Raw genomic sequence first — 11,960 nt, 5'->3', positions numbered from 1 at the left:
CAATTGTACAATATTCATACCTTGATCTTAGTCTCGTTTCCTGCACAAATATCAGCCATTTTTATCGTTAGCATCAAAGCTAATGAATCCATTTGGCGAATAAAAACTCACTTGGTTTTTTCCACGTTTCTTAGAGTAATAGAGTGCTTCATCGGCTTGCTTTATAGAGTGGTTAATATTTTGATAGTCATCAAGACGGGCTAATCCACAGCTAATGGTAAAGCCAACGCTAGGCTTATTTGGGATGGCAATACTCAGCATTTCGGTGCGATGGCGCACGACATCAATAATTCTCATCGATTGCTGCATATTTTCATATTTAATTAAGATAGCGAATTCTTCTCCACCGTAGCGGCAATAAACCGTACTTTTTGGCAGCGATTGTTCCAGCATTTGGCTAAAGGCGATGAGTGCCAAATCGCCAACGTCATGACCATAACGGTCATTCAATCTTTTAAAATTATCGATATCAATAAGACAGAACGCGAGAGGATAGTCATCTTCGGTGATCTGACTGCACTGATTGAAGAATTTGCGGCGATTATAAATATTGGTCAACGGATCGGTTGAAGATGCTTCGAGTAGCTCATTGATAAGTTCCTGCTTTTCAGTTTCTAGCAGGCGCTTTTCTATTTGATTCTGGCGTAGCTGATTGATGGCATCGGATATGGCCGATAGCTCTCCGGTCATGATCGAATTATCTGGAGATATGTCGAGATCGCCCCGAGATAACTTCATGATATTTTTATTGGTGAGCGTCAGCCATAGGCTTATTTTGGATGAAAAAACCAATATCGGCATAACGATGAACAGAGCAAGTAGCCAGCATAATGAAATCATGCCGTAAAGTTGTACTCGGCTAACGCTTATTTTCTTTTCTAACTCATGTAACTCAAGGTCATAGCTGTTATTCACAAAGATAGCAGAGGCTTTATCAATACCGATGATATAGCGATAGAAACCATCGAACGCATTAGATGAACGGCTTTGCATTACGCTAGTGAGATCTGCGGTGAGATGCTGCATGCTCTCTTTGCTGAGTTTGTTTAATAGTTCATCAATATTTGCTGAGGGCTGCGCTTCATCTGGCGCTGTAGCAATAATAAAATCGACCCGCGAGCGCAGTGAGTCCAATACACCAATTAATTCTATCGAGCGTAAGTAAGACTGATTACGTTTTACTTCATCCGTTTTGATATCGACTAACTGATCGATAAGTTCGGTTGCGGTGAGTGTTAAACGATTATTCAAGCGAACGCTTTCAATAAATTTATACGAATGCGTATCGGATAGAGTGGTGTTATAGACGTACAAAAAATAAAGCTTATTGAGCTCGGTTATATAATAGGAGCTCTTCAAATCAAGCTGTGCCTGCATCAAATGGCCGACAGCGGATAATTCCTGATTATCATTGGCGGTTAGCCGATAGACGAAGAATTTTGCTCGATTAAACATCTCATGGGTTTGTTTTTCTAATTCTGTTGCGGATTTGTCTGAAGGAGGCAAAACCAGTGCATCGGCATGCAATCTGACCTGTTTTTCTGCATCAAGGATTTCACTTTGTGTAATTGCATCGCTCATGAAGCTGATGCGCTTTAATCGATGAACTAAAAGTGCAGATTGAAAAACTTCAGTTAGGTCGCGTAGCCGTTTAACTTTATAGAGGTTTTGCTGGTTTTGTGCGAAATCGACATGTGCTTTATGCAATGAGCTATAGATAAAAATACCAAAAAAGAACACCAAGGCCGTGGTGAAAATGTAGATAAGGTTTTTTAGCTTCATGCACGCTGTTTTCTGGTTTAGAACTTCGAGGAGCTCATTGAATGTCTCACTGGCCGCTAAGGCGGGCGTAATGAACAAGAAACTTTAAACGGTAACTCTGATCATTATGTCAGAATATCGCTACTCAGAGTAAGTATTTAGGACTGAGAATAATCTTGCTCCATTATGCCCAATGTTTAGCTAGCCTTTATTGCTTACGGTCTAAAAGCGGCACGACGCTTGGTTTCTCATGGGGCGCTTCTGATGACACTTGCGTGAATAACAGGCAAACGCACCGGAGTTTCTAGGCAGAGCTTCGATTTTTTGATCGGTGTGATACAGTTTAGTTAATGGTTGGTTAGGGTGCTGATTTTTAGTCAGTGGCTACCCAGCAATGACGCGGTCTACCGCGATACCGTCATCTGAAATTATTTGGGTATATCATCGGCGAAGCCTACAAGGGTATTTATGACACAACAACCTCAAGCCAAGTATCGTCACGACTATCAAGCGCCAGATTATACGATCACCGATCTAGCTCTGGATTTTGATTTGGACGCAGAGGTAACCACGGTTACCGCAGTCAGTCAGGTTAAACGTCAGGGTGCCGCGCAGGCACCTCTTATTCTCAACGGTGAAGATCTCACCCTAAAAAGTGTCAGCGTGAATGATGCTCCTTGGGAGCATTACCGCGAATCAGAGAATCAGCTCATTCTTGAAAATCTACCGGAAGCATTCACGTTGACGATTGTGAATGAGATTCATCCGGCCAAAAACAGCGCATTGGAAGGCCTTTATCTTTCTGGCGATGCGCTGTGTACCCAGTGCGAAGCCGAAGGTTTCCGCCATATTACCTATTATCTCGATCGCCCAGATGTTCTGGCTCGCTTCCGCACGCGTATCGTGGCGGATAAAGCACGCTATCCGTTCCTGCTGTCTAACGGTAATCGCATTGCGCAAGGTGAGTTGCAGGATGGGCGTCACTGGGTGCAATGGGAAGACCCATTCCCAAAACCAAGCTACTTGTTTGCTTTGGTTGCCGGTGATTTTGACGTTCTGCGCGATAGCTTTACCACACAAAGCGGCCGTGACGTTGCATTAGAGCTCTACGTTGACCGCGGTAATTTAGATCGTGCTGGTTGGGCGATGACATCGCTAAAAAATGCAATGAAGTGGGACGAAACCCGCTTTGGCCTAGAGTACGATCTCGACATCTATATGGTTGTTGCCGTCGACTTCTTTAATATGGGCGCGATGGAAAACAAAGGCCTGAACATTTTCAACTCCAAGTATGTTCTGGCTAAAGCGGAAACCGCGACTGACAAAGATTATCTGGGCATTGAAGCGGTTATTGGACATGAATATTTCCATAACTGGACCGGTAACCGTGTCACCTGTCGTGATTGGTTCCAACTGAGTTTGAAAGAAGGTTTAACCGTCTTCCGCGATCAAGAATTCAGCTCAGATTTAGGTTCACGTGCGGTAAACCGCATTGATAACGTCCGCGTGATGCGCGGTGCGCAGTTTGCAGAAGATGCCAGCCCAATGGCGCATCCGATTCGTCCTGATAAAGTCATCGAGATGAATAACTTCTATACGCTAACCGTATATGAAAAAGGTTCTGAAGTTATTCGTATGATGCATACGCTATTAGGTGAAGAAAACTTCCAGAAAGGCATGAAGCTCTATTTTGAACGTCATGATGGAAGTGCGGCGACCTGTGATGATTTTGTTCAGGCGATGGAAGATGCTTCGGGTGTTGATCTGACATTGTTCCGTCGTTGGTATAGCCAAGCGGGCACACCAGAGCTTAGCGTGCGCGATGAGTATGATGCCGAGCATCAACAATATCGTCTCTACGTCACGCAGCAAACCCCACCGACTTCCGAACAGGCCGATAAGTTACCGTTGCATATTCCGCTGGATATCGAGCTTTACGATCCGCAGGGTAATGTGATCCCGTTGATGATTGACGGTGAGTCGGTGAGTAACGTGCTCAACGTGACGGAATCGGAGCAAAGCTTCGCGTTTGATAACGTTCCGCACAAGCCAATCCCTTCTTTATTACGTGAATTCTCGGCGCCGGTAAAATTAGAGTATCCGTATAGCGATCAGCAGCTAAGTTTCTTGATGCAGCATGCGCGCAATGATTTCTCGCGTTGGGATGCGGCGCAAATGCTGTTGGCAAAATATGTGCGCCTCAACGTTGCGAAATTCCAACAGAATCAGCCTTTGTCGCTGCCAATGCATGTTGTTGATGCGTTCCGCGCGGTGCTATTGGATGAAACCTTGGATCCGGCACTGGCGGCCCAAATTCTGACGCTGCCATCTGAAAATGAAATGGCCGAGCTGTTTAGCATCATCGATCCTGAAGCGATCGGTGCGGTGCATGCGGCAATCACGCGTCTGCTGGCGAAAGAAATGGCGGACGAATGGCTAGCGGTTTACAACAATAACCGTACGCCTGAATATCGCATCGACCATGCTGATATTGCCAAACGTTCGCTGCGTAACGTCTGCCTGCGCTATTTAGCCTTTGGCGAAGACGTGGTGCTGGCCGATGAATTAGTGGTACGTCAGTATGAAAATGCGAACAACATGACCGACTCGTTAGCCGCACTGTCGGCTGCCGTTGGCGCTGAACTACCGTGCCGCGACCGCCTGATGGCTGAATTTGACGAACGCTGGCATCAAGATGGTTTGGTGATGGACAAGTGGTTCATGCTGCAAGCGACCAGTCCGTCAGCGTTAGTTTTGGACAATGTAAAAGCGCTGCTTAAACACCGTTCATTTACGCTGAGCAATCCAAACCGCATTCGCTCGCTGGTGGGCGCATTTGCACAGGCTAATCCGTCAGCATTCCACGCGGCAGACGGTTCGGGCTATGCGTTCTTAACCGAGATCTTAAAAGATCTGAATACCCGCAACCCACAGGTGGCAGCGCGCATGATCGAACCGCTGATCCGCTTGAAACGCTATGATGAAAGCCGTCAGGCTCTGATGCGTAAATCGTTGGAAGAGCTGAAAGGATTGGAAAATCTGTCTGGCGATCTGTTTGAGAAAATCACCAAAGCGCTCAATGCATAACGATTGACCTAAAGCACTAAACTGAAGCCCCGCAGCATCTATCGCGGGGCTTTTTTTATTCATGGCTGGTCACGTGTTCTTTTGCGGTTAGAGATAGCCCCCTGCGCTGAATGGCGGCATAAAATGTGCTGAGTGACTCTTCTAAGCGTTCTGCCAGAGCCGCCTCCAGCGTGGCTTCCCGCGAGGCGTAATCAATCTGTACGTCGGTCGCAAAAACACCATGTAATACTTCTTGCGCTTTTAACGCACTGAGGACGGGTTTGAGTGCGTAGTCCAAGGCTAAAAAGTGATTAGACGAGCCTGCGGTAGCAAGCGGAAGCACCACTTTGTGTTCAAGCGCACGTTCGGGAAGCAGGTCTAGAATACTTTTCAAGGCTCCAGAATAAGCCGCCTTATAAACCGGTGTCGCGACCAGAAGACCGTCTGCTCGGCTCAAGGCGTGGTTCAACGCCAGTATTTGTGGGCTATTAAAATTGGCGAATAAGAGATCTTCGGCCACGAAATCTTGCAGGCTAAAATGCACGATTTCTACGTTATGACGAGCGAGCCAGCGGTGAGCAACCGCCAGTAGTGCGGAAGAACGTGATGGCTGTTTTGGGCTGCCAGCCAGAGAAACAATAACCATAGAAGGCTCCAGATAAGCGTAAATGGAATGTTAAATTTAAATTCCATTTCACCCTAACAGGCAAAATAAGTTATTAAAAATTTCTTTTTATTCTTTTAAGTTCAAAAATTTTATATAGGTAATCGGATATCTTGCCGCTATCGCAAAACCTAAACGTCACTAAATGCCTATAAATGAGTGGGTAAGGGTAATCGTTTGCGCTGAATGCGTTCTTTTTGTCTTTAATCAATTCCAATCTGTTGAAAGATACCGGATAATACCGCCCCGACTTGCCACCGGATAAAGCATTTAATATAAACAATGAGTTACATTATTATGGTGTGCTATTGGGGTGCTGATGTTTCCAAAAAGCACCCCTGAATATCCAATAATAGCCGCCTTATCCCATCACTTTACTTGGCACTTTTTCAATTCTTGGCGTGCTATGGCTCGCTGGTGGTCGATGAATTCAGCTAAATCCTGTAAGTGAATCATTCGAGGTGCTTTATTTGAATCAGCCAAACGGAAGGTTGGTATTGGTAATGCGCCTTCGTTTGCTCTGACCGCCGCTGTTTCTGGTTTCATCCCAAGATATTTGTCAGCAATCATGGAAAGTGGGATTGAGGCTGTTTCATATTCAGCCATTAGTAAAAAGATTGTATTCACGTTTTATTCTCCACACGGCTAGCTTTTACATCCACGATTACTCCAGCTAATTCTAGGCTTCTATACACATCACGCTCATAGCGTCTATGCTGGAATACTCCATCAAACCAATAGTTACTGTCGTTAACACTTGGAATGCTCAGCGGGCTATTTTCTCTGTCAATCACTGTAATGCTTCGTGACGTCCTATCTCGGATTGCTATAGCACCTTTTTTCTTTAATGCCTTAAGATGCAAAGTGGCGGAGTTTGGGGATTTGAACCCCATAGCCTCCGAAATTTCACTAACCGTTGGTGATATCCCATTTCGATTAATGTAATTGGTTATAACGTCTAGCACGGCACGTTGCTGCTTGGTGAGTTCCTGCATTAACTCCTCCTATATGCCTATGCAACCTTAACTACGGCGGCAAAACAGTTTTTAGCGATTGCCATCTGCTCGGCATCATTCATCGCGTCATGAAGCGCGTTGTGCTTAATCATCTGGAAGTATGGCTGGTGGTCAGGAACATAACCTTTTTTGCCACCAGTGAGCGCATCGATGTACGTCCGAACGTCGCGCTTTCCGTTGTACTTCCACGGGCATTCCATGCGACAGGAACGGTATGCGCTTTCTAGAATCGAGCCATCAAAGTCGGTACCGCGAAAGTAAATCGTGGCGCCAGTATGTTGAGCAATCCAACTATTCAGATTAAGCAGCTGGTCAGCTAACGACTCACGATCGCCGGATAATGCTTCCTGCGCGTCTTGGTTCTGATTTATCCACCAATGCTGTGTATCTTTCGAAACAGAGCGCCCCAGCATCAGCTGGTCGTTAGCATCAAGCAGGCAGTAGAACGCATTAGCTGAATAGTCAGAAAGCTCAGGATCGCGGCTTACAGCCAGTATAGATTCGCGAGTACCTTCCAGATCGGCAACATCAAAAGCAAAAGCGCCGATGGATAGGATGAGAGCAGAAGGGCGCACATCCATAGTTTCGGTATCGATCACGATAGTGTTAATCATATTATTCACCCTCACAATTTATGCAGCTCGTATCGTCACCCGCATCGCATTGGTCGCATTTCTCCATCCCGCAATGTGGGCAGTCTTTTGTATAGGTTGGCGCTTCGTTGCCACAGCTCGAACATTCTTCTATTTCTGGTGCTTGAAGAGTTGTGTTATCCATTGTTCTGCTCCTGTACTGGTGCTGCGGGTAATGGCATCCAGTGGGTAATTTCAAAGCCTTCTCGGGGAAGATTTGGAAACTCATCGGGATAAAAATCACCATCTTCAACTTCCGCACACCAAATGATCCCGCGATTACTACAAACCAAAACGGTGTTGCAATTCTCAGGCATACCATCATCCACGCTTATCCACTTATGCTCGCTTACAGGTATTATTGAGGCTTCATCGCTTGGTAATGGAGGCAAGTCAGGAACAGTCATGCCAAACAATGCAGCTAGGGCGCGGTAATTCTGTTCGGAGTGATAGCGGCCTTTACAACGAACAAGCTTCTCAGCTGCTTTCCTGAACGCCAATAGCTCCTCTGCCACGCTGACAGGCAACATCACGCAGCCGTTCCCGACTTCGATACAGTTTTTGATTCTTTTTTCTAAACGTTCTGTTGTTAATTCAGACATTGCTCTATACCCCGCGAATGGATAAAAATTTATTCATGGCTTTATTCGCCAGCTTTTGGCCTTTGTATCGCTCAATACCCCATGCAACGGCATAACAAATCCATAAGTAGTGATGTGAGTAGCGCTCGCATGAGTTGCCTTCAAATAGCTCATAGGCATATAAGCCGGGAATATCGGACTCGAACACGGCGTTATAAGCTGCTTGCGAATCACTGAAATGCTCTCCTTTCAGTTCTGATATACCTTGCTTCACATCTTCGATTTCGCTGGCGTCGTGTTCCTCATCCTCAAGCCATGATTCGTGCCATTCATCCAATTCTTTGGCAAATGCATCATCGTCGAACTCAAGACAGTGCTTATCTAGACCACTGCCACCGGCACCCATTGCAAGTTTTTCGGACCAATAGCGAGGATTTATGCCCGCATCACGACCTACAAAGAAGTCGAACATGTCATGTATGCGTGTGAATACCCATTCCCCCATATCACCGGAAACAGACAGATAGCCGGGCCAAGTCACTAGATCGAATCGATGCATGCGCTTGCTTAATTAGCGTCTTTGGGGGTAATTCATTTAGTTTCACGATTATTTCTCCACACACTAAAACAACGTCTTAATTGGGTTACTTTGTGCTTTCGCCGCCGAGCGAATTAATCACGTTCTTAATCAGCTCTCCGAGTTCACTAGTAAGTAACATGACGTCTGCATCAAAGCGCTGGGCATAGTCCTCACGATCAATGTCGTCATTCTGGTCAAGAATTGAATCAGTGAATTTCACTCGCTTGATGGTGCAATCATCAGTAAGCACAAACTGGACGCGTTCTTGCCAATTAAGTGCGAGCTTGGTAACTAATTTTCCGGCTTCAACATGGCTGCTAATCTCATCCGAGATGAGGTCTTGTTTCTTGCAGTGGATTACGCCGCCTTCTTCCAAAATAGCTTTAAGCTCAGCTTCATCTTGGAGAGCAAAGCCAGCAGGTAAGCTGCCAGATCGAACCCATTCAGTGAGTGTTAACTCAACAGGCGATTCCATAGTGAGAGGTACTACAGGTAGTGAACCAAGGCTTTTACGCAATAGAGCTAAGGCATCTTCTGCTCGCTTGAAGCTGTTAGAGTCAACGATCACCAAACCACTATTTGTATCGATCCACATAACGGTGGTTGTGAAGCGGCTGAATGCTCGAGGTAGAAGGGTGTGAAGAACTTCGTCCCGCAAAGAGTCTTTCTCTGTTTTCTTTAATTTGCGATTTTGCTCTCCCTCCAATTTTTCAATCTTGGATTGCAGGTGCTGTTTAATAACGGTACCCGGTAATATTTTCTCCTCTCGACGCATGAATAGAACTAGCTGGCCGGAGATTGAATGAATAAGGCTATCGCTAAAATTCCCCATTGGTGAAACCCAGCCTGTTTTTGCCATGTCTTGGCTGCCACAGGGGGAATATGCCATCGGCTGCAACTGAGTGGCCATATTCTCTGGGCTAAAGCGAAAGTCACGACTTACGCGGTAAATGATTAAATTCTTTAGGTTAAATACGCTCACGATTATTTCTCCACACGTTTTTTAGATATGAGTTTCCCCGGTGCGAATTAATGAAAATTCACACAAACAGATAGGATCTCTAATAATTCTCCACACAAATGAGCTGTGGTGGCTGGACTTGAACCAGCGCGTACCCGCTACGCTATGAACGCTTGCGACGCTCTACCAACTGAGCTACACCACAACTAAAAGAGCACTACCGCGTTTCTGCCATCCGTCCCGGCTTTCGTTTTAATGGCTGCGAGATATGTTTTTCATGCCAGCGCTCTTTTAGTTGTGCGCCTAACTTTCCTGTTAGTTAATGCTTCATGTCGTGTAGATGGAATCATATTGAACTAATAGTACATAAATTTCAAGTACCATAAGTACGCAATATATTCTGTTTGTGTACTTTTGGGTAAAGTGTTTGAAAGTTAATGGTATTTATTTTTTTATTTAGCGAATATTTTGGCTAGCAGATGATAAAGTAATCAAAATAGGAGGACGTATGGATAAGAATGCGATTGGCTACAACGACTTATGCGAAGCTGTGGGAAAGGCTACGCTGAATCTGGTGTCTTACGAGCAAGAAGTGAAGAAGGAGTACATCATTTCGATGTTGGAATCTTACGCACAGATGGAGTATGACGAAAAGAGAAGAGCGACGTATCTAATGGCTGCGGAGGTAATGAAGGAGTGAGTGCAATAAAACCCCACTCCCACTCAGCGGCGGGGTTAGAAAATGTACTTTGCAAATCCTAAGATGGCCATTGCTATGCCAATAGTCCAAATTATTTGCTTATTTGTGGCTGATGCTATCGCTGCTGTCATTTCACTTGAACTGGGTTTTTTTGATATATTTGAATCGATATCAACTACTTTCTGCAGAATAACAGCAACATCTCTACTCAGATTTGAGGTTTCAGTCTGCACTTTTTTCAGATCAGATTTAATATCAGCAACATCTGTTTTGATGTGAGAAACTTCAGCCTCGAGAACTGCTAGACGTTTTTCCATTCCTCCACCCCCATTATTGGTAGTTTTTCCTCCACTAGAAGTATAAGAGCCTTCTATGACTTGGAAAACATCTAAAGATGTAAGTTCAGGATGGGATACTATCACTGGTCCACTACTAGTCATATACCCAAAAAAAGGTTTTCCAACACTATTATCAGCCGGATAGGCCATAATTAGTTACCTTCAAACTGTTTTTTCAGGGATAAATAGAAGGCCTCCGCCTGTTTATATGTCATTGTTATTGAGGCTACTTTCTTCTTTTCGTAGTCCTGCTTGCTGATTTCTCCACGAATGTCTACATAGGGGACTGGTTCATTTACTATGAACATAAAATTAGCCATTCTATCGGTATCATTTATGCGGAAAATGGTACAACCTGCAACTTCAGCGTAGGCATTAATATAATCTTTAGCTGGTTGTATTTCTTTGAAGTTATTTTTGTCTGCTATATTCATATAGTTACCATTTTTAATCATAGTTTTTTCAGCAAGGTTTTAATTCCAACCACCTAGAACGTATCCTCAGTCCATTGGGCTAAACCAGTCGAAGTTTTGTCTCTATAGCTACGCCAATGATTTTGCAGTTACCATTAATTGGTATGAGAGGCCATGCAGGATTCAATCCCTTCAAGTACTTACACCCGCCATCAAGAATCAATTTCTTAAACGTAGCTTCATTTGCATCGGTTAACTTAGCTATAACTAAGCTCCCATTGCCTGGTTCTCTACCTGTATCGATGAGGACAAGCGTTCCCTCTGGAATGCTAAGTCCTGTAGGGGCAGTCATTGAATCGCCTTGGACCCGCAACCAAAAGCCAGAACCAGAAACTTTCGCATCGGACTCGTACCATTCATCTATTTGATCAATCGTGTACGGTTCGCATGCATCAGCCCATGCTCCAGCACTCACCCAGCTAATCACTGGATACAAGTTCCCGCGAGAGTAAGGGATGGGGTTTGTTACATTGCGATCGAGTGCCTGATTTCCGTGTTGCAACCACATGACATCTACTCGCAAGAACTTGGCAAGTTCATTCATTTTCGCTTGGCGGGGTAGAGATTCAGCATTAAACCACTTACTTACCCCCTTAGATGAAACACCCAATGCTCGAGCGATAGCAATCCCGCGGCCATGTTCATCTAATCCAGCATCTTTACAGGCCTGCGCTAGCCGCTGGGCAAACTCTTCACGCACTTTCTCGACTTGTACCATGAGTACGATAGTAAACCACTTGCAAAAACTTTCAGTTCAATCATAATTCGAACTGAAAGTACGAAAAAGGATGGCCTATGCAAACCCTAGACGAACCAATCAAAAGTATTGGTATTCCTGAAGTAGCTAAGGCTTGTGGAGTTAGTGAAAGAGCTGTTTATAAATGGCTTAAAAATGGCTTCCTCCCCAAGACTGAGTTTTTTGGAAAGACCAAATACGCACAGCAAATTGAAAGCATTTCAGGTGGTAAGTACAGCGCATCTGAAATTTTAGACATTAGTAAACAAAATCTGCTAGCAGCCTAAGTAATACGTCTCTTTAGCAGTTCTATCAAAACTAGAAGTCTTACAGTGGGACGGTTGCATCTAGAAAAAGAAACCCACGGCGGAGTTTCTAAGACTGAGCTACGTCCAGATATTTACCCTAAATCATAAGGGTATTGAGAGCGATTAAAACCACAAAAGAGAGAC

14 protein-coding genes and 1 tRNA gene are annotated in these 11,960 nt (G+C 44.8%); 3 read left to right on the top strand and 12 right to left on the bottom strand.

What is annotated here, in order from left to right:
- Nucleotides 1–51 precede the first annotated feature (51 nt).
- Nucleotides 52–1,782: a GGDEF domain-containing protein gene (locus tag RSC70_RS17270; RefSeq protein ID WP_282806738.1), complete on the bottom strand. Its 1,731-nt coding sequence runs from the start codon at nucleotides 1,780–1,782 to the stop codon at nucleotides 52–54.
- Nucleotides 1,783–2,229: 447 nt separating this feature from the next.
- On the opposite strand from RSC70_RS17270, the gene pepN reads away from it, so the two are divergent.
- A complete protein-coding gene (gene pepN / locus RSC70_RS17265) occupies nucleotides 2,230–4,848 on the top strand; it encodes an aminopeptidase N (protein ID WP_025800994.1) in 2,619 nt (872 codons plus the stop codon).
- Between the two features lie 55 nt (nucleotides 4,849–4,903).
- Here pepN and ssuE read toward each other — a convergent pair whose 3' ends face one another.
- From ssuE to RSC70_RS17220, 8 genes are all read right to left on the bottom strand, one after another.
- A complete protein-coding gene (ssuE, locus tag RSC70_RS17260) occupies nucleotides 4,904–5,473 on the bottom strand; it encodes an NADPH-dependent FMN reductase (protein ID WP_130997762.1) in 570 nt (189 codons plus the stop codon).
- Between the two features lie 387 nt (nucleotides 5,474–5,860).
- Nucleotides 5,861–6,118: a pyocin activator PrtN family protein gene (locus RSC70_RS17255; protein ID WP_072309943.1), complete on the bottom strand. Its 258-nt coding sequence runs from the start codon at nucleotides 6,116–6,118 to the stop codon at nucleotides 5,861–5,863.
- A complete protein-coding gene (locus tag RSC70_RS17250; protein WP_072309944.1) occupies nucleotides 6,115–6,486 on the bottom strand; it encodes a LexA family transcriptional regulator in 372 nt (123 codons plus the stop codon). The genes RSC70_RS17255 and RSC70_RS17250 overlap by 4 nt, the downstream gene beginning before the upstream one ends.
- A gap of 17 nt (nucleotides 6,487–6,503) precedes the next feature.
- The gene (locus tag RSC70_RS17245; RefSeq protein ID WP_332543074.1) at nucleotides 6,504–7,121 is read right to left on the bottom strand and encodes a 3'-5' exonuclease; all 618 of its coding nucleotides are present in this window, start codon (nucleotides 7,119–7,121) and stop codon (nucleotides 6,504–6,506) included.
- A 155-nt stretch (nucleotides 7,122–7,276) separates the two neighbouring features.
- The gene (locus tag RSC70_RS21065; protein ID WP_442904324.1) at nucleotides 7,277–7,741 is read right to left on the bottom strand and encodes a DUF551 domain-containing protein; all 465 of its coding nucleotides are present in this window, start codon (nucleotides 7,739–7,741) and stop codon (nucleotides 7,277–7,279) included.
- Between the two features lie 4 nt (nucleotides 7,742–7,745).
- A complete protein-coding gene (locus RSC70_RS17230) occupies nucleotides 7,746–8,279 on the bottom strand; it encodes a hypothetical protein (RefSeq protein ID WP_332543073.1) in 534 nt (177 codons plus the stop codon).
- A gap of 85 nt (nucleotides 8,280–8,364) precedes the next feature.
- Nucleotides 8,365–9,282, bottom strand: coding sequence for a recombination-associated protein RdgC (gene rdgC / locus RSC70_RS17225; RefSeq protein ID WP_332543072.1), 918 nt, complete (start codon nucleotides 9,280–9,282; stop codon nucleotides 8,365–8,367).
- 103 nt (nucleotides 9,283–9,385) lie between these two features.
- Nucleotides 9,386–9,466 (bottom strand) — tRNA-Met (locus RSC70_RS17220).
- Nucleotides 9,467–9,769: 303 nt separating this feature from the next.
- Between RSC70_RS17220 and RSC70_RS17215 the strand changes: the two genes are divergently transcribed.
- Complete coding sequence (locus tag RSC70_RS17215) at nucleotides 9,770–9,961, top strand: hypothetical protein (RefSeq protein ID WP_332543071.1); 192 nt, start codon at nucleotides 9,770–9,772, stop codon at nucleotides 9,959–9,961.
- 35 nt (nucleotides 9,962–9,996) lie between these two features.
- Here the strand turns inward: RSC70_RS17215 and RSC70_RS17210 are convergent, their stop codons facing one another.
- From RSC70_RS17210 to RSC70_RS17200, 3 genes are all read right to left on the bottom strand, one after another.
- Nucleotides 9,997–10,449 (bottom strand): hypothetical protein, encoded by a 453-nt coding sequence (locus RSC70_RS17210; protein ID WP_332543070.1) that lies wholly within the window; start codon nucleotides 10,447–10,449, stop codon nucleotides 9,997–9,999.
- A 2-nt stretch (nucleotides 10,450–10,451) separates the two neighbouring features.
- A complete protein-coding gene (locus tag RSC70_RS17205) occupies nucleotides 10,452–10,733 on the bottom strand; it encodes a hypothetical protein (protein ID WP_332543069.1) in 282 nt (93 codons plus the stop codon).
- Nucleotides 10,734–10,812: 79 nt separating this feature from the next.
- Complete coding sequence (locus RSC70_RS17200; RefSeq protein ID WP_332543068.1) at nucleotides 10,813–11,490, bottom strand: LexA family protein; 678 nt, start codon at nucleotides 11,488–11,490, stop codon at nucleotides 10,813–10,815.
- A 77-nt stretch (nucleotides 11,491–11,567) separates the two neighbouring features.
- Between RSC70_RS17200 and RSC70_RS17195 the strand changes: the two genes are divergently transcribed.
- Nucleotides 11,568–11,795, top strand: a complete 228-nt coding sequence (locus RSC70_RS17195) for a helix-turn-helix transcriptional regulator (protein ID WP_332543067.1) — start codon at nucleotides 11,568–11,570, stop codon at nucleotides 11,793–11,795.
- Nucleotides 11,796–11,960 lie beyond the last annotated feature (165 nt).

The organism is Hafnia sp., from assembly GCF_036648275.1.
Lineage (GTDB): Bacteria > Pseudomonadota > Gammaproteobacteria > Enterobacterales > Enterobacteriaceae > Hafnia > Hafnia alvei.
This window is presented reverse-complemented; position numbering and strand designations above follow the sequence as displayed.